The following is a 17,966-nucleotide window of genomic DNA, read 5'->3' as shown; positions in this document are numbered from 1 at the left end:
CTACTTTAGCATATTGAGGCAGGCTTGAAAAAAACTAATTTCGTAAAAATGTGAGTATATGATTCGCGCACTCTGTTGGTTTTTCAGCATGCAACCAATGACCTACTCCTGAAATGACTTTAACGCGGCTCTTTGGAAATAAATCCGTCGTTTGCTTGGTGTAATCTGCGATTAAGTAATCAGACAGTTCACCTTTGAGAAATAAAACGGGCTTGGGGTATTGACTGTCACTGCTGATCGCTTGCGATAACAGTGGGTAGTCTCTGTACAGCAGAGGTAAGTTAAAGCGCCAATGCCAAAGATGCGTGTCGGTATCTTGGTATAAACTTTTTAATAAAAACTGCCGAACAGACGACTCTTTGACGAATTCGCTCATCATTTTATCAGCATCTTTGCGGTCTTGAATGCTTTCAAGCTTTACGTTTAGCAAAGATTTAAACACATTACTGTGTCTTGGCTCATAGGCGACGGGTGCTATATCGAGCACAGTCAATGTCGAAACAATTTCTGGGTGAGTCAGCGCCATTTGCATAGCGACTTTTCCACCTAAAGAATGGGCCACTACATTTACACGTGAAATGTTTAGCTGAGCCAAAAGAGCAATAATAGATTCCGCGTAATCAGTAAAACTAAACCGCGCAGAGTGCTCTGACTTTCCATGATCCGGTAAATCAATGGATAGAATATTAAAATCTTGGTTTAACTTACGGCGCAACATGGCGAGGTTATCTAAACTGCCGAATAGACCATGTATTAATATCAACCAAGGCTGGTTTTTTTCGCCATGGTCGATTCTGTAGTTGATATTTAAAATAGAAATAGTGACCCCTATTAATCAATAAGGTTAATGGTAGTGCGAAAAGGAGAGGGGAGGCGGCCATTATTCAATGACCACTTATTCACTTAGTCTATTAGATAAGAATCTAATGATTTACCGCTATCAAGCTCAGCTTTGAAAACTTTAGGCATACGACCAATACCGGTCCACTTGTGCTCATTCCCTGCGCTGTCTTTTAAAATATATTTCACTGGACGTTTTTTGCCCACTTTAGTTGATTTTTTTGCGGGTTCAGCTTTTTGCAAATCATTGACATCAAGTCCTGCTGCTTCCAATTGCGCTAGGATCTCATTTAGCTTTTCGTTTTTCTCTTTGGCCGCTTCTTGTTGCTCTAATTCTTTCGCTTTACGATTATCAATAATCGAATTAAGTTTATCTGCGACAGTTTCTAATTCTTCTACCGATAATTCCTTTACCGCTCCTTGTAATCGACGTCCATGAGTCAAAATGCTAATAAAATCACTCATAATTACCCTTTTCATTTAAATGTATATTTTGTATGAACATATATTTTTACGTGATAGTTAGCAATTAGTTTATCGGAATTTATGATTTTTCATAGTTTTAAAACTTAAATATTTGAATGTTTTTAAAATTGAAATAAAAAAGGCGAAATAAAATTCGCCTTTTAGAATGATTAAAAACTAATTACATATTTGGATAATTAGGGCCACCTGCGCCCTCTGGTACTACCCATTGGATATTCTGTGTAGGGTCTTTTATATCACAGGTTTTACAATGCACGCAGTTCTGGGCATTAATCTGCAATGCCTTTTCACCTTGATCATTATCTATTATTTCATATACCCCTGCCGGACAGTAGCGCTGAGCGGGTTCATCATATAAGGGTAAATTAACCGTAATAGGTACAGCATTATCGTTTAATTTAAGATGACATGGTTGATCCTCTTCATGATTGGTGTTTGACAAAAACACAGAGGATAATTTATCAAAACTCAGCACACCGTCATATTTTGGATAGTCTATTTTCTGGCAATCTTTGGCCTGCTTAAGTTGCTCATGATCTTTATCATCGTCAGATAAATTAAGGAACATGTTGCCATTAAAGATATTCTGCTCGAGGGTGTTATATGCACCGCCGCCAAAAGTGCCAAATTTATGTAGTGCAGCACCAAAATTACGCGATCTGAATAGCTCATCGTACACCCAAGAGTTCTCGAAACGCTGAGTGTAATCCACGAGATCCTTACCGCCAGCTTCTTCAGCTCCTAAGGCGTGAATTAATGTTTCAGCCGCCAACATGCCAGATTTCATTGCCGTGTGATTGCCTTTAATCTTTGCAAAGTTCAATGTTCCAGCATCACAACCAACCAGTATGGCGCCAGGCAAGGTCATTTTAGGTAATGAATTATAACCACCTTTAGCAATGGCCCTTGCGCCATAGCTCACACGTTTGCCACCTTCTAAATATTGCTTAAATACAGGATGGTGTTTCATGCGCTGGAATTCATCGAAAGGGCTTAAGTGCGTATTGCTATAGTTGAGGTCAACAATTAATCCGACAAATACTTGGTTGTTCTCTGCATGATATAAGTAGGAACCGCCTGACGCTTCGGTTAGCGGCCAACCTGCACTGTGAACAACTAAGCCTTCTTGATGTTTACTTGGATCAATATCCCAAATTTCCTTAAAACCAATAGCATAATGCTGTGGAGACTTTCCTTTATCCAGTTCAAATTTCGCGATGAGTTCTTTTCCTAGGTGACCACGACAGCCTTCTGCGAACACTGTGTATTTAGCACGTAGTTCCATTCCAGGCATATAACCATCTTTATGCTCACCATTATGCCCTATGCCCATATCACCGGTCAGCACACCGCCAACGCTGCCATCATCATTATAGATAACTTCTGCTGCTGCGAATCCCGGAAACACTTCAACACCCAGAGACTCTGCTTGCTCAGCTAACCAGCGCGTGACGTTCCCCATACTAACAATATAATTGCCTTTGTTATGCATGGTTTTCGGCGTCATGGCATTGGGTAATTTAGTGGCCTTTTCCTCGCTACGTAGATAGTAGATATGATCTTCTTTCACTTGGGTCGTAAGAGGTGCCCCCATTGACTGCCAATCTGGAAATAACTCATCCATCGCACGTGGTTCGAATACAGCACCAGATAATATGTGCGCGCCAACTTCAGAGCCTTTTTCAACGACACAGACCATAAGTTCTTGGTCTTTTTCCTGTGCCAATTGCATCAATCTACATGCGGTAGAGAGCCCAGCTGGACCAGCACCGACTATCACAACATCAAACTCCATCGATTCTCGTTCCACCAGTATCTCCTTCTTTATAAATATGTATTAATTAAAAAAATGCGTTTGTGTTTACTCGTCACACAAATTTTACAATTTAGTTGGCAGATGTTTTACGTATAGCGCCGACAAAGCGCAACTTATTTGTATATATATTTTCTATAAGCCACGTTTATACGGCCTTACGGCTTAGGTCCCGAGCTACTAATACTTATTGCCACAGAGACACTTTTACTTCTATACCAATCTTGCAGCTGCCTATATTACAATCTAAGTGCTCGCCAAATCATCTTTATTGCCCTTTGATTGATGCAGATATTGCTTTAGATCATTTGTTCTGCAAAGGGGCGGGTTGACGTGTACGTCAACAGAACGTAAATTGAATGTATTCCGTAAATGTAATGTTAATTACATTTTTGTTGCTTAAACGCCTGTCAAATGAGGTGAAAATGAAAATATTAGTGCCGGTAAAACGCGCAATCGATTACAACGTGAAAGTGCGAGTTAAAGCCGATCACAGTGCAGTTGATTTAACCAACGTCAAAATGTCCATTAATCCATTTTGTGAAATCGCGGTTGAAGAAGCAGTTAGACTTAAAGAAAAAGGTGTCGCAACTGAAATAGTGGTTGTTTCCATCGGTGATAAGTCTTGCCAAGAGCAAATTAGAACTGCTCTTGCGCTTGGCGCCGATCGCGGTCTGCAGATTGACACCAATGAGTCTTTGGATTCACTACAAATTGCTAAGTTACTTAAAAAAGTAGTTGAAGACGAAAGCCCTGATTTAGTTATTTTAGGTAAACAGTCTATTGACTCAGATAATAATCAAACTGGCCAGATGTTAGCTGCGCTAACGGGTATGCCTCAGGGCACGTTTGCGTCAGAAGTGAATATCGATGCAGGTAAAGTTAAAGTAACCCGCGAAATAGACGGCGGTTTACAGACTGTAGAGCTAAGCTTACCGGCGGTTGTGACCACTGACTTACGATTAAATGAACCGCGCTATGCGTCTTTGCCTAATATTATGAAAGCCAAGCGTAAACCCCTTGAAGTAAAAGCAGCAGCCGATTTTGGCGTTGAATTAGGCTCGAATGTCAAGGTGCTTAAAGTAGAGCCACCTGCACAACGTTCTGGTGGCGTAAAAGTGGCTGATGTAGCTGAATTAGTTGATAAATTGAAAAACGAAGCGAAGGTGATCTAATGGCAATTCTAATTTATGCTGAGCACGACAACAGCCAATTGAAGTCCGAAACACTCAAACTTGCTAATGCTGCCAGCAAAATGGGAGACGACCTTCACCTTTTGGTTGTTGGATCTGACTGTGCAGCCGTCGCTAATCAAGCGAGTAAAGTAGACGGTGTCACCAAGGTATTGGTAGCAGACAACACCGCTTATGAACATCAACTAGCAGAAAACGTCGCTGAGTTGGTTGCCGAAATAGGTAAAGATTATAGCCACATTGTTTGCGCAGCGACCACAACGGGCAAAAACTTTATGCCTCGTGTTGCAGCGTTACTTGATGTTGCCCAATTGTCGGATGTTATTGGCGTACAAAGTAGCGATACGTTTGTTCGTCCTATCTATGCGGGTAATGCCATCGCCACTGTGCAATCAAGTGATAGCATTAAAGTGCTGACAGTGCGTACTTCAACATTTGATGCAAATGGTACGGATAACTCAGCACCGGTAGAAGCAATAGACTTGGTAAAGTCATCGAGCATATCTTCGTTTGTCAGTGCTGAATTAACCAAATCTGAGCGTCCTGAGCTCACAGCTGCTGAGGTAGTGATTTCTGGTGGCCGCGGAATGCAAAATGGTGATAACTTTAAGTTACTCGACGGTATAGCAGATAAACTTGGTGCGGCTATGGGAGCATCACGAGCTGCGGTTGACGCTGGGTTTGTACCAAATGATATGCAGGTTGGCCAAACAGGTAAAATTGTCGCGCCCCAGCTTTATATCGCTGTAGGTATATCCGGTGCAATTCAACATTTAGCGGGGATGAAAGACTCTAAAGTCATCGTTGCTATCAATAAAGACGAAGAGGCACCTATATTTCAGGTAGCTGATTACGGTTTGGTGGGGGACTTATTTGACGTTCTTCCTGAACTCGAAGCTGCTTTGTAGCCTAAGTTCTTTATCATTCGAATGCCGCTTTATATAAGCGGCATTTTTGTCTGTGTCGTCTTGCTTTTTATCCCTACTATCCATCCTCCTTAACGTCGCTCCGATCCAACATACTTAGATCAACCGCTAAACTTCGTTCTTATTAATCAATACTAAGCTCGCTTTCACGCATATATTTGTTAATTACTTGGATTTGTCCTAAATATGCTTAAACATTTAGGTATCAGGTCAATTAATCATCGAACAAAGATACAACACAAAAAAATCTTTGCGTTAAGTATGATAAATGGTTAATTTCCTCGCATCATATTTATCATACAAATAAATTACTGGAGGCGACACTATGGTCGCAACATCAAATAACGTTCTTGCATTAGGGGTGTGCGACTACCCGGAACATGTTCCGGCTAGTGAATGGAAAACCCATGCAGAACAACAAAAGACTCTGGGCTTGCAATATGTTCGTTTAGCCGAGTTTTCGTGGGCTAAAATTGAACCCAGTGACGGTATATACGATTGGCAATGGCTTGATGATGCGATTGCTACGTATGTTGCACAGGGCCTGAAAATTGTCATGTGCACGCCAACTGCGACCCCCCCCGCATGGTTAATACATAAGTATCCGGAAATTCTGGCCGTTGATGCGCAAGGTCAAACCATGAAGTTTGGCTCACGTCGCCATTATGACCATGCCAGTGATATTTATCGCCAAGAATGTAAACGTATTACAACCCTAATGGCTCAACGGTATGGCCAGCATGCAGATGTGATTGGTTGGCAAACAGACAATGAACTTGGCCACGAAGGGACAGCTGTGTCCTACGGTGGCGCAAGTGCTGAGCGTTTTCCAAAATGGCTTGAAGCGCGATATGAAACCCTAGAGACATTGAATGAGGCATGGGGTTGTGCCTTTTGGAGCCAAGATTACTCACAGTGGCAACAAATTTGTCCTCCTAATTTGACTGCTGTACGTCAACCAAATCCGTCTCAAGCGCTGGATTATCAACGTTTTTGCTCTGATATGATTGAAGAGTTTCAACAAGTTCAAATCGATGTACTTAGAGCGCTTTCTCCCAATCGCTTTTTAACTCACAATTTTGTCATTTTCGCTCAAGAATTCGATTTATATAAAGTTGCGAAAAATTTGGATTTTGTCGCTTGGGATAGTTACCCAATTGGCATGCTAGAGTTTTTTGCCTCGTGGGAAAGTGAGCAAACAAAGTCGGAGTTTGCCCGCACTGGTCACCCTGATCTTGTGAGTTTTAATCATGACCTATATCGCGGAATTAAAGGCGGTAAGGATTTCTGGATAATGGAGCAACAGTGCGGTCATGCAAACTGGGCGCAGTATAATCCATTACCGGCTAAAGGCGCAGTGCAGCTCTGGACAGCCCAAGCTTGGGCCCATGGTGCGAGTTCAGTGACCTATTTTAGATGGCGCGCAAGCCATATGGCACAAGAAATTATGCATTCGGGTTTATTACAACAAGATGGACGGGCTGACCGGGGGTATCAAGAAGTTAAAGACTTTGATACTTCTCAGTTTGTACTAGAGAAAGTTAACGCTCGAGTTGCTTTGCTTCATGATTATAACAGCCTGTGGGCTTACAACCTTCAGCCGCACAATAAAGATCTAAATTATTGGCATCAGTTTATGATGTTTTACAGCGCTCTTCGCGAGTTAGGAGTAGACGTAGACATTATTCATCCTGAGCAACTTGCAGACAAAGAGTATGCTCTGGTTGTCGCGCCAGCGCTGACTGTCATGACACCAGAGATAGCATCTTATTTAACTCAATGTGCTAAGAATTGCCCTATCATATTTGGGCCGCGTACCGCATTTCGTAATGATTCAGGCCGAGTAGCAGATAAAGGACAATTTCAATTAATAGAGGATTTAGTAGGGATCAAATTAGCTAATTTTGATTCATTGCGCCCAACTCTGTCCCAATCAGTTGAGCAAACGGAAACGAGCACTGAATTCTCTGCAAAGCTTTGGTGTGAGAGCTATGAATTAACTGGTGCGAATGCCACACACACCTATTTAAACGGGCCCATGGCAGGCGTTGCGGCAGTGACCAACAAAGGTAACGTCAGCGTTATTGGTGCTTTGTCAGGGTCTTTAATAAAGAGTATTTTAAAGGCGGCATTAGGTGATGTAGGTATTGAAACCTTCACATTACCCAAAGGCATGAGATTGAGTCGACGGGGTGATATTACCCTAGTGCTGAACTTTAATCTGCACGATGTCGAATGGGAGGGCACAACTTACCCAGGTGTATCTTTTTCAACACTGAACTAAGTCTTCGGTAAAATTTGGTGTTCTGCAAAGCATTTACCACGCAGAACACCATGCTCGGTTTAAAGCTTAATAACCGAGTTTTCTTCGTTAGACATCGGAGACATAGCATAAGCATCAGCCTGCCAGTCATTCTCGTACGCTTTACCGTCTAACAAATAACGGAACTGGTAATCTTTCTCTACGGGTAGGTCCATGGCGGCCGAGAAACTGCCATTTTTGAGCTTCTTCATGACAAGTGCTTTTTTGTCCCAGTTGTTGAAGTCACCCACGATACTGACAGAACCTGCTGCTTTAGCTTCTTCCTTGCTGATTTTAAATGTGACCTTACAAACAGGTTTCGATTTTAAATATTGTTTCTTAAAAGCCATAATTTCCTCTCAAACGTAATTAAAGAACAGATTTTGTGCATTTATACACCAATAAACCGTATTTTTATAATTATTTGTAATAAAACTACGGAATAATTTTAGAAATCCTAACCTTTCATAGAGATTGCCTAAACTATTGAACTTCCTCGCGCATTTTTACATTAGTGCGTTAGCGTTTCACCTATCAACACGCGCTTTGACTCCGGCCATTAGGCATGCAAACTCAGCTCGCAATGAAAATATGTTCTGTAGACTAAAACGTGTATGTTAAATATATGCTGCTCCAGCATATCGCAGAAAACTTGCCCTAAATTGATGCATATCATTTGTTTTTATTGTTTTTCCCCGACAGTGGTGTGGAAGACAAAGAGCAACATTATCTTAGTAACTATCTCTTAGTAACTATCTGATTCCCATTACATTATTTCATTTAACAGCGTATTACTTGGCAAATCAGGCGAATATAATTATTTACACTCGGTCAGTTAACTTATTACTAAGCATAAACTGTGCTCAATATGACTTAGGGTAGTTAGTTCATCTTTGCTCAGTTCCGTGACGTGACACATCTTATGTTAATTATCAGTTGAAAAAATGTACAGTCTCAGCGTCTAAATTTTTTGCCATATTGACTGGGAGATAAACCAGTGTGTTTTTTAAACAGTCGGGTGAATGAGCTCAAATCATCGTAGCCCACGAGATTCACAATGCGCTCCACGCTATGAGTGGATGCCTCTAAATGTTTTTTTGCGGCTTCAACTCTGACACCTTGCAAATAGGCTAGGGGAGATTGTTCCGTCGCGCGTTTAAAGCGGCGTACAAAAGTACGAGAGGTTAAATTTACCTTTTCGCACAAGGTGTCTACTACGACTTTTTGCGCGAAATGCTCCTCGAGCCACTGTTGAACGGCGAGTATTTCTACATCCTGATGGTACTTTTTAGTGCGCAAAGAAGCATAAGCAGATTGGTCCCCACGAGATAAATCTATTACGTGTGCCTTGGCTGTTGTGGTCGCGATGTCATGGCCAGCGTAACGCTCTATTAATAAAAGTGCTAAATCAAACCACGCCATTCCCCCTCCGGAACAAAAAATGTTGTCTTGCTCGGTGATCATTCTATCGATGTGCAAATTAACGTTGGGATAAAGCTGCCTGAATAAGTCTGCGTAGCCCCAATGTGTTGTTGCCATGCGCTTATCGAGTATTCCTGCTTGAGCTAAGAAAAAAGCGCCACTGCAGTTACTGGCAATGTCCGCTCCTAGGGAGTAGTGTTTTCTTATATGGGCTAACAGTTCGACATTGTTTTTAAGGACTTCAATGGGGTCGCCACCAATGGTAGGAATAAGAAGAAGGTCCGTTTTATCTACACTTTCTATGGACACATGGGCGTTCAATTCAAGCTGATTAATACACTTAACGTGTCTTTGGTTTAACGACGCAATTTGAACATCAAACAGTGGTTTAATGGGTAATCCTTGCATGCGCTGCCAAGTTATACCTGCTAAACCAAATATATCGAGTACCCCAGTAATAGCACTCGCATAGGCCTGGTCGAATCCTAGAATAGTCACTTTGTACACAAATTAGCCCCCTCTATAAACCCATGTTTTTAGCGCGTATCACGGAACGTTATATCTGTCATATATGACCATCATTATGTCATATATGACAATTAATCGCTTTAGTTATATCTGCGAAGCTAGGCACTGTTTAAAGAATGTTGCCTTTCTAAGTGTCGAAACATATCAACAGATAGTTATATGTTTGGCATGAGCGGCACGTTAATCAAAGAAGGTGTGGGTAAAATGAGTGAAGAATTAGTCAGTCGTAAAGAACTAGCATTTCAATTGTACGAACTGCTCGATACCGAGTCATTATGTGACAAAGAGCGATTCAGTGAACACAACAAAGATACGTTTGATGCAGTGATGGATACCGCGGAGAAAATCGCACGGGAAAAATTTGCGCCGCATAACCGAAAAGCCGATCTCAATGAGCCGACCTTTGATGGTGAAAAAGTTCACATGATCCCTGAAGTAAAAGAGGCGTTTGATACGTACGCGGAATCAGGGTTAATTGCCGGGCGTTTCGATTTTGATGATGGCGGCATGCAACTGCCTGAAACTATTATGATGGCTTGTTCGAGTTACTTTACTGCGTCGAACCCCTCCAGCACAGCTTACTCCTTTTTAACGGTTGCCGCAGCCAACGTGATTAAGAACTTCGCTGAGCAGAGTATTAAAGACAAATTTATGCCACGGATGCTCACTGGTGAGTTTACTGGCACCATGGCGTTAACTGAGCCACATGCTGGCTCTTCACTTGCTGATATAACTACAAATGCAAAGCCTGCTGATGACGGAACTTACCGTATTAAGGGCAGTAAGATGTTCATTTCGGCGGGTGATCATGAATTATCTGACAATATTGTGCATTTGGTGCTGGCAAAAATTCAAGGTGCTCCTGCAGGTGTTAAAGGTATTTCACTTTTTGTAGTGCCAAAATTTCGCCTCGATGAAAACGGCGAGCCAGCACAGCGTAATGATGTCTCACTCGCAGGCCTTATTCATAAAATGGGGTATCGAGGCACTACTTCTACCGTCTTATCGTTCGGCGAAAAAGACGATTGTCACGGCTACCTAGTGGGTGAAGCGCATCAAGGCCTTAAGTATATGTTCTTGATGATGAATGAAGCGCGTATTGGTGTCGGTTTTGGCGCCGCTATGCTTGGCTACTCAGGTTATCGTTACTCGTTGGGTTACGCTAAAGAAAGAACCCAGGGACGTGTTGCGCCCAACAATAAACCGACCGACAAACCAGCCACTATCATTCAACATGGTGATGTAAAGCGCATGCTATTAGCGCAAAAGTCTTATGTCGAAGGTGCTATGTCATTGTGTTTTTATGCTGCCAGATTAGTCGACGAACTGCATACAGCACAAACACCAGAGGCGAAACAAAGAACGGCTGAGTTGCTTGATTTATTGACCCCTGTGGTGAAGGCATGGCCCAGCGAATTCGGCCCGAAAGCCAATGATTTAGCAATTCAAATTCTTGGCGGCTCAGGCTATACCCGGGAGTATCCAGTAGAGCAGTGCTGGCGCGATAACCGTTTAAACCCGATTCATGAGGGAACTAACGGTATTCAAGCGTTAGATCTGATGACACGTAAATTGTGGCAGGCAAACGGCGCGGGTTTAGTGCAATTACAAAAAGTCATGGGCGAAGACTTCGCTAAAGCTCAACACCCAGTGAGCAAGCAGCTTATCGCTGAACTTCAACCTTACTTATTAAAACTGCAAAAACTCATTCCGGTGATAGGCGCAGAATTAGCAGGTGAAAACCAAAATGCACTGCTCGCTAATGCGAGTTGCTTCTTAACGATATTTGGCCAAGTAGTGATGAGTTGGATGTGGATCAGGCAGGCAATTACGTCGGAAGAAGCGCTTAACGACAATGTCGTATCACAAGACGATGAAGCATTTTATCGCGGTAAATTACAAGCTGCGAAGTATTTCCTTGATTGGGAATTACCCCTTACGGATCGGGATTTTAAAGTGTTAAGCAGCATGAGTGACAGTTGTAGTGCGATGCAAGAAAATTGGTTTTAAATCATATTAATTTGGGATAGGTAAAAAAGTTTAATATGAAGTATGAGCCCATTAATTAACAAAGGGCTGATACAAATACCTATCCCTTTTTCTGACTTGCGAATGTTAATAATGGCAGAGGTACAATCGAATTTGAGCATTAAGGTGGAATACAGCTAATGAGTGACAACAGTGTTGCTGGAAAACATATATTAGTTACAGGTGGCGCCTCAGGGATCGGGGCTGAGTCTGCTTTGTTACTAAGTAAACGAGGAGCCAGTATCACACTGGCAGATCTAAACGAAGTCGATGGTATTGCTCTCGCTCAACGTATCAATGATGAGGGCGGTCAAGCGCGTTTCGTTAAAGTAGATGTCAGCGATAGTGCATCCGTGGCGGCACTTTTTGATTCGGCTATTAATGAATTAGGTAATATCGATGTGTTGATAAACAATGCTGGCATCGATCATGACCCTAAATTTATGCTGGAAATAGACGATGCAACCTTTCACAAAAATATTGCGGTGAACGTGAATGGTGTTTGGTATTGCATGAAACAAGCACTGGCTCATATGATGCAAAATGGCGGTGGCCATGTGATCAATATCTCATCGGTGGCTGGTATTCGAGCCGCTCCCACGTTGTCAGCGTATAGCGCAGCGAAACATGCAGTGGTTGGTTTAACCAAGTCAGCGGCGGTGGAATACGCCAGACACAATATACGTTTTAATGCTGTCTGTCCCAGCTTCATTCGCACACCTATGGTGGAAAATGTTCTGTCTAAATTAGATGAACGTGGGCAAAAAGCTCTCCTCAAGGCTAATCCAATGAAACGCCTTGGAGAGCCACAAGAAGTGGCTGGGGCGATAGCCTGGTTATGTACAGCGGAATCAAGTTTTATGACCGGTCATACCGTCGTCCTAGACGGCGGTATGACTGCGTAATATGTTATTAATGTTAAGGGACAATAAATGAAAACAGAATTATTTGATCTAACGGGTAAAGTGGCACTGGTAACTGGTGCAAGCCGCGGTATTGGTGAGTCCATTGCTAGATTACTTGCCACTTATGGCGCACATGTGATTGTGTCGAGCCGCAAGTTAAACGGTTGTGAAGCGGTTGCTAAAAGCATTCGTGATTCAGGTGGTAAAGCTACTGCAATGGCATGTCATGTTGGTGAAATGGCGCAAATAGACGCGACGTTCGACGCTATTAAAAAAGACTTCGGCCAATTGGATATATTAGTGAACAACGCTGCAGCAAATCCATATTTCGGACATATTTTAGACACTGATTTAGCAGCGTATGAAAAGACGGTAGATGTAAACATTAGAGGCTATTTCTTTATGTCTATCGCCGCTGGAAACATGATGAAAGAGCAGGGTGGAGGGGTTATCCTCAACACAGCATCTATCAATGGCATTTCTCCAGGTAATATGCAGGGAATTTACTCTGTAACGAAAGCTGCGGTGATTAGCATGACTAAGGCGTTCGCAAAAGAGTGCGGCTCGCTAAACATTCGAGTGAATGCTTTGCTGCCCGGTTTAACGGAAACTAAGTTCGCATCGGCTTTGACATCCAATGACAAGATTCTTAAACAAGCGTTGATGACGATCCCATTAGGTCGTGTAGCTCAGCCTGACGAAATGGCTGGAACCGTATTGTATCTGGTATCTGATGCTTCTTCATACACGACAGGCACAACAGTCACTGTGGATGGAGGATATTTAGCCTAACCTAATTAAAAGCGTGTTGCCCATGGTTGGCCATACATAGAAATAAAGCCGTCAGCGTAACGATTACACTGGCGGCTTTTGTGTCATGAATCAATAACATCTAAATTTTACGGTTTTTTAACCCATGCACCATTGACCAACACAAAATGCCCAGTGTCGGTTTTTTCATAGGCTTTCTTCGCAGCTAACTTTTCAACTTGCTCAAGGGTAAGGTTATTCTTACTGGCTAATTGCGCGTACTTTTGCTTTCGTTTGTCATTTACTTCTTTGATCAAAGCAATTACGTCAGGTTTACTCACCACTGCACCAAGATAACCATCTGTTTGCTCGCCAACGAAACCTTGTGCTTTAGCGTCATCTAATTCTATTGCAAAGCTCATACTGGCGAAGAGTAAGGACGATGCTGCTAGCAATGTAGGTAATAGGGTCGTTTTCATGTTTATTCCTTAAAATAATTCGCTGTCGTCACTGAATAAGTCATCTAATTCTTTATCAACTTTCACGCGTATTTCGTGATCTATTTTTACATTAATGTTGATAGTTATTGGTTCCTTCGTTTCTACTTGTACTTTATGGGTACAAGCGCTCAGCGGTAACAAGGCCGCCATTAGCCAATACATTTTCACTCTTCACCACCTTTTTTAATTTTATGTTCAATTTGATTCTGTACTGAATCAGTCAATCTTAGGGAACGCATCAAGGTTAGAATATTTTCCTCATGGTGGTAATTAAAATTAACTGCTTGTTCTTGTGTCGGGTTTTTTCCTAATATCGAAAAGTCCAAAAACAATAATCCGTCGGTATTCAATTTCACTTTACTGCTTAGTTTTTCATACTCTAGATCTTTTAAATAATTTAACTCGGTTTGTTGTTGGGCAATGGAATCAAATGCCGGGTTGCCATCAATTTTAAGAGCACCAGCACTATCACTTTTTAATAAACCTTTATCGATATTCACTTTGCCGTCTTTTATTGTCAAAGGCAATGTCCCACTAACAGAGCCAGTCACATCAATACCACTTTGTTGCTGTAATTCAACGATTTTGGCTAAGTCAATATTGTTCATGGTGAGTTGAGCGTTTTGGTTGCGATTATCCAGCCAGAAACCGCTTAAAATGAAGTTACCACCTAATACATTGCCAGTCGCTTTGTCGACTTTAAGACTGTTGTTCTTAATTGAGTAAGCCAAAGCAATATTACTGATAGGCACCCCTGTATCTGCATTCAGTATAGTTAACCTAGCGTTATCAAGCTGAAGGCCCGCTGAATCAGAATATACATTAGCGTGGGTTGCAATACCGCTGGCACTGAAGTCTGCATATTTTACTCCTGCATTTACAAGTTCAATAGATGCCAGTAAATCTTGGCCATTTGACTTCATCTGAGCATCAATATTCAATGTGCCATCTTGCAATATGAGCTCGGGCAAAAAACGAGTAGCCACTGCTTGCAGGCTGTCTATAGATTGCTGGTGCATCATAAGATTAATCTGCTGCCCAGATTGCCCGACTGTAAACTGCAAGGACTTTTCTACTGACACATCATGCTGACTTTTCAATGTGCTTGAAGTGCGTTGTGCGGTAATGTCATGTCGTACATCAATGGTTGAAAACGTTAAATATTGCTTCACAGGTACATTAATTGCGATGCCACTGAGTGTCGAGTCGCCGCTAAAGTGAAGATGATTAAAATTTGATACATTACCCTTAAGGCGATTTGATAGTTTGTTTACTAATACAGTATCTCGTTTGATTTGCGACCAAGTGGAATCCGATATCACAGAAATTTCATTTATATTTTTTCCAGATAGGGTGAGGGCGGCCTGAACTGATTTTATCGTGATAGGGACACTCGCATCCTCTGGACTCAAATAACGTAAACCATTTGCATCGACTGTTAATTGCATTGTAATTCCCGTCTGGGAAGATATAGAGCCGCTAGCGTTCATCGATAACGTTTTGTTGGTTAAACCTGCCTGTGTAAAATTTTGTACGTTAATAACCCCATCAATTTGACTCACTGACCAATCTTGGCCATCTGCCTCTACATAGCCACTGTGAGAGAGCGTTAATGACGATAGAGGTGATTGCCTCGCTAAACGTTCACTTGGTTTAGCTGGTTTGTTTAAATTCAGTTCCCCATCTAGCTCAAGCTTAGTTTCAATATGAATGGGCGATTTTTCCTTTGGAAACGAAATGCCCAAATCAATTAGCGTTAGCGCTAATGCTTTGTTTTCATCAGTGAATGACAACGAAGGGATCACTGCACCATTGAGTGTGACTAACATAGGTGTTGGTGATGTGAGTGAAAACACGTTAGGTAACTCAATCGGCACCTGAGGCAACAGCGCCAGACAGTCGTCACCGAGTAAAATACGGGTGTCTAAAGCGGAAATATCTAAACTGAGTTGTTGTGTTAACAACGAAAAATTGGCAACCACTAATCCATCGATTTTAGGTTGTATTGAACATGAATTGTGATTGTAATGAAAAGAGGTATTAAGACTATGTTTTGAGGAAAGTTGGTTACCATCAAATCTTAGGTTAGTAATGATTTGAGTATTCATAAAAGAAGTTTGATTTAGCAAGGGGTTAAGACTCGCTAGTTGAGATTCATTGAGGCTAACGAAACCGATTACTTCAGATAGCACCCATTTGATATCAGCCGTAATAGCACTTTGCTCACTCCCATCATCAGTCGTTGTTAAAGAAAGCGTTGCCTGAATGTCACCTTCGAATTTCAAAGAATCGGGTGTTGGCTGAATAAGGCTAAAGTTCAGTGACTCTCTTAGTACATCGCTGTTAATCGTTACTTCATCAATGGTTACTTTAGGTAAGTTAACCGGTAGTTTCCAGCTGGTTATGTCTATTGGGGCGATACTAGATGAGGCTTTATCAGTGTTCTTGCTCAAAGTGTGATGAACAATCAGCGATGAAGCATAAAGTGCATTTTTTTGGTAAGAGAATAGCGCGTCCTCAATTTTAGCTCTTATCCCCGGTGCTTGTAAGCACACCTCTTTTAGTTCGATGTTCAATTGTGTATCAATATCAAACGATAGGCAGTTCACAGATACGTGTTGATCACGAGCGTAGTGGTCTATTAAAAAAATACCAATTGCGTTTCTGAATAAATATGTTGTAGCGGCAATGATGAACAATATAACAAAAGAAAGGAGCGAAATAGCGTAGCGCTTTTGAGAAAACAGTTTACCCACTGAGAACAGCCTAGCAAGAAGCGAATCAAGGCTGATACAGTAACAAAAAATGCAGATATTAATCTAAGAAAAATTTCTGCGCTTTACCCGAAACACGATAAAACGCAGAGGGATAGATACTTTATTTAACGATTAAGACGCTGAACGGCGAGGGCTGGCATTTTTAGGTCCATTACCTCGGCGGTTACCAGAGTGGTGGCCACGAGCATTATCACCAGAACGTTGACCATCTCGGTGTTGTACCCGAGGTTTCTTAGGCTTTTTAGGTTTAATGGGGCGCGAATCTAATCTTGATTCAGGTAATGCATGAACAGGCTCAAACCCTTCAATACCTTTGCGTGGAATGATTTGTTTAGTAAAACGTTCAATATCAGCCAGTAAAGGAAACTCATCCGCAGTCACAAGTGAAATAGCTTGGCCACTCGCACCGGCACGACCGGTGCGGCCGATACGGTGAACATAATCTTCTGCTACATTCGGTAGGTCATAGTTTACTACCTGGGGTAATTGACTGATATCTAAACCACGGGCGGCAATATCAGTCGCCACTAGTGCGCGCACTTTACCGCTTTTGAACTCAGCTAACGCTTTTGTGCGTGCGCCTTGGCTTTTGTTACCGTGAATAGCCGCGGAGGTAATTCCACGCGCTTCAAGCTGCTTGGCGATCCGATTTGCACCATGTTTAGTGCGGCTAAATACCAACACTTGCTGCCAATCATTGTCTTTAATCATGCGAATCAAAGCAGGTGTCTTTTGATTTTTATCAACGGGACACACAAACTGTTCTACGGCTTCTACTGTTGTATTAGGCGGGGAAACAGATACTTCGACCGGGTTATTGACAAGTCCTTTGGCTAATGCACGTATATCATCTGAAAAGGTGGCTGAAAAGAGCAAATTCTGACGTTTCGTTGGAAGCAGTTTCAACACTTTTTTGATGTCGTGAATAAAGCCCATATCTAGCATACGATCCGCTTCATCCAGCACCAAAATTTCTAAGTCGTCAAATCTAACCGCATTCTGATTATACAGGTCAAGCAAGCGCCCCGGAGTGGCCACTAAAATATCGACGCCTTTGCGCAATTTAATCATTTGCGGATTGATGCCAACACCACCGAAAACAACAGCTGAGCGCAATGGCAGATCCTTACCATAGTCAACCACACTTGCGGCCACTTGGGCTGCAAGTTCTCGAGTAGGGGTTAACACTAATGCGCGAGCTTGGTTTCCACGCGCATGTGTTCCACGATTCAGCAATTCGAGTAAAGGCAGAGTAAAGCCCGCTGTTTTACCTGTACCGGTTTGTGCTGCTGCCATGATGTCCTTGCCTTCTAATATGGCAGGTATGGCTTGCGCTTGAATTGGAGATGGGTCTGTGTAGCCTTTCGCCGTAACGGCAGACAAAATTGCGGGGGATAAGCCTAAATCGGCAAAACTCATATTTTACTCGCTGGTCGTGAATTAATTGTCAAATTCTATGCTGCTTTTTCAAGCATCATAGAGAGGGCGCGAGGATA

The 17,966-nt window shown here is 42.2% G+C and carries 15 protein-coding genes; 6 read left to right on the top strand and 9 right to left on the bottom strand.

What is annotated here, in order from left to right; genetic code table 11:
* Window positions 1-34: 34 nt before the first annotated feature.
* The 3 genes from GMES_RS13730 to GMES_RS13720 all read right to left on the bottom strand — a co-directional run bounded on the left by GMES_RS13730 (window position 35) and on the right by GMES_RS13720 (window position 3,121).
* Complete coding sequence (locus GMES_RS13730) at window positions 35-763, bottom strand: alpha/beta fold hydrolase (protein ID WP_264368706.1); 729 nt, start codon at window positions 761-763, stop codon at window positions 35-37.
* A 140-nt stretch (window positions 764-903) separates the two neighbouring features.
* Complete coding sequence (locus GMES_RS13725) at window positions 904-1,305, bottom strand: H-NS histone family protein (RefSeq protein WP_006993316.1); 402 nt, start codon at window positions 1,303-1,305, stop codon at window positions 904-906.
* A gap of 181 nt (window positions 1,306-1,486) precedes the next feature.
* Entirely contained in the window at window positions 1,487-3,121 is a 1,635-nt protein-coding gene (locus tag GMES_RS13720) for an electron transfer flavoprotein-ubiquinone oxidoreductase (protein WP_083879616.1), read from the bottom strand.
* Between the two features lie 443 nt (window positions 3,122-3,564).
* Here GMES_RS13720 and GMES_RS13715 point away from each other — a divergent pair, with 443 nt between their 5' ends.
* The 3 genes from GMES_RS13715 (at window position 3,565) to GMES_RS13705 (ending at window position 7,542) form a co-directional block, all read left to right on the top strand.
* Window positions 3,565-4,314 (top strand): electron transfer flavoprotein subunit beta/FixA family protein, encoded by a 750-nt coding sequence (locus GMES_RS13715; protein WP_033187364.1) that lies wholly within the window; start codon window positions 3,565-3,567, stop codon window positions 4,312-4,314.
* On the top strand, window positions 4,314-5,240 hold the full coding sequence (locus GMES_RS13710) for an electron transfer flavoprotein subunit alpha/FixB family protein (protein ID WP_006993313.1): 927 nt from the start codon (window positions 4,314-4,316) through the stop codon (window positions 5,238-5,240). Before GMES_RS13715 ends, GMES_RS13710 begins: the two co-directional genes overlap by 1 nt.
* A gap of 343 nt (window positions 5,241-5,583) precedes the next feature.
* Window positions 5,584-7,542 carry a beta-galactosidase gene (locus GMES_RS13705; RefSeq protein WP_006993311.1) on the top strand — a complete coding sequence of 653 codons (1,959 nt, stop codon included), beginning with the start codon at window positions 5,584-5,586 and terminating at the stop codon, window positions 7,540-7,542.
* 59 nt (window positions 7,543-7,601) lie between these two features.
* Here GMES_RS13705 and GMES_RS13700 read toward each other — a convergent pair whose 3' ends face one another.
* Window positions 7,602-7,910 (bottom strand): isoamylase early set domain-containing protein, encoded by a 309-nt coding sequence (locus GMES_RS13700; RefSeq protein WP_006993310.1) that lies wholly within the window; start codon window positions 7,908-7,910, stop codon window positions 7,602-7,604.
* Window positions 7,911-8,514: 604 nt separating this feature from the next.
* Window positions 8,515-9,489 carry a GlxA family transcriptional regulator gene (locus tag GMES_RS13695; RefSeq protein WP_006993309.1) on the bottom strand — a complete coding sequence of 325 codons (975 nt, stop codon included), beginning with the start codon at window positions 9,487-9,489 and terminating at the stop codon, window positions 8,515-8,517.
* Window positions 9,490-9,714: 225 nt separating this feature from the next.
* On the opposite strand from GMES_RS13695, the gene GMES_RS13690 reads away from it, so the two are divergent.
* The 3 genes from GMES_RS13690 to GMES_RS13680 all read left to right on the top strand — a co-directional run bounded on the left by GMES_RS13690 (window position 9,715) and on the right by GMES_RS13680 (window position 13,235).
* Window positions 9,715-11,520, top strand: a complete 1,806-nt coding sequence (locus GMES_RS13690; RefSeq protein ID WP_033187365.1) for an acyl-CoA dehydrogenase — start codon at window positions 9,715-9,717, stop codon at window positions 11,518-11,520.
* A 158-nt stretch (window positions 11,521-11,678) separates the two neighbouring features.
* Window positions 11,679-12,443 carry an SDR family NAD(P)-dependent oxidoreductase gene (locus tag GMES_RS13685; RefSeq protein WP_006993307.1) on the top strand — a complete coding sequence of 255 codons (765 nt, stop codon included), beginning with the start codon at window positions 11,679-11,681 and terminating at the stop codon, window positions 12,441-12,443.
* A gap of 27 nt (window positions 12,444-12,470) precedes the next feature.
* Window positions 12,471-13,235: an SDR family oxidoreductase gene (locus tag GMES_RS13680; RefSeq protein WP_006993306.1), complete on the top strand. Its 765-nt coding sequence runs from the start codon at window positions 12,471-12,473 to the stop codon at window positions 13,233-13,235.
* 107 nt (window positions 13,236-13,342) lie between these two features.
* On the opposite strand, the gene GMES_RS13675 is transcribed toward GMES_RS13680, so the two are convergent.
* From GMES_RS13675 to GMES_RS13660, 4 genes are all read right to left on the bottom strand, one after another.
* Entirely contained in the window at window positions 13,343-13,672 is a 330-nt protein-coding gene (locus tag GMES_RS13675) for a YdbL family probable chaperone protein (RefSeq protein ID WP_006993305.1), read from the bottom strand.
* 9 nt (window positions 13,673-13,681) lie between these two features.
* Window positions 13,682-13,855, bottom strand: a complete 174-nt coding sequence (locus tag GMES_RS22285; RefSeq protein ID WP_011574942.1) for a YnbE family lipoprotein — start codon at window positions 13,853-13,855, stop codon at window positions 13,682-13,684.
* Between the two features lie 2 nt (window positions 13,856-13,857).
* Window positions 13,858-16,449, bottom strand: a complete 2,592-nt coding sequence (locus GMES_RS13665) for an intermembrane phospholipid transport YdbH family protein (protein WP_006993303.1) — start codon at window positions 16,447-16,449, stop codon at window positions 13,858-13,860.
* A gap of 132 nt (window positions 16,450-16,581) precedes the next feature.
* A complete protein-coding gene (locus GMES_RS13660; protein WP_006993302.1) occupies window positions 16,582-17,889 on the bottom strand; it encodes a DEAD/DEAH box helicase in 1,308 nt (435 codons plus the stop codon).
* Window positions 17,890-17,966: the final 77 nt, after the last annotated feature.

This window comes from Paraglaciecola mesophila KMM 241 (assembly GCF_000315015.1).
Classification (GTDB): Bacteria; Pseudomonadota; Gammaproteobacteria; order Enterobacterales; family Alteromonadaceae; genus Paraglaciecola; species Paraglaciecola mesophila.
The sequence above is the reverse complement of the archived record's forward strand: the minus strand, read 5'-3'. Positions and strand labels throughout refer to the sequence as shown.

Coding starts and splice junctions, on each gene's coding strand:
- GMES_RS13690 (WP_033187365.1), top strand. CDS start 9,715: ATGAGTGAAGAATTAGTCAGTCGTAAAGAACTAGCATTTCAATTGTAC.
- GMES_RS13700 (WP_006993310.1), bottom strand. CDS start 7,910: ATGGCTTTTAAGAAACAATATTTAAAATCGAAACCTGTTTGTAAGGTC.
- GMES_RS13680 (WP_006993306.1), top strand. CDS start 12,471: ATGAAAACAGAATTATTTGATCTAACGGGTAAAGTGGCACTGGTAACT.
- GMES_RS13660 (WP_006993302.1), bottom strand. CDS start 17,889: ATGAGTTTTGCCGATTTAGGCTTATCCCCCGCAATTTTGTCTGCCGTT.
- GMES_RS13715 (WP_033187364.1), top strand. CDS start 3,565: ATGAAAATATTAGTGCCGGTAAAACGCGCAATCGATTACAACGTGAAA.
- GMES_RS13710 (WP_006993313.1), top strand. CDS start 4,314: ATGGCAATTCTAATTTATGCTGAGCACGACAACAGCCAATTGAAGTCC.
- GMES_RS13705 (WP_006993311.1), top strand. CDS start 5,584: ATGGTCGCAACATCAAATAACGTTCTTGCATTAGGGGTGTGCGACTAC.
- GMES_RS13685 (WP_006993307.1), top strand. CDS start 11,679: ATGAGTGACAACAGTGTTGCTGGAAAACATATATTAGTTACAGGTGGC.
- GMES_RS13675 (WP_006993305.1), bottom strand. CDS start 13,672: ATGAAAACGACCCTATTACCTACATTGCTAGCAGCATCGTCCTTACTC.
- GMES_RS13720 (WP_083879616.1), bottom strand. CDS start 3,121: ATGGAGTTTGATGTTGTGATAGTCGGTGCTGGTCCAGCTGGGCTCTCT.
- GMES_RS13725 (WP_006993316.1), bottom strand. CDS start 1,305: ATGAGTGATTTTATTAGCATTTTGACTCATGGACGTCGATTACAAGGA.
- GMES_RS22285 (WP_011574942.1), bottom strand. CDS start 13,855: ATGTATTGGCTAATGGCGGCCTTGTTACCGCTGAGCGCTTGTACCCAT.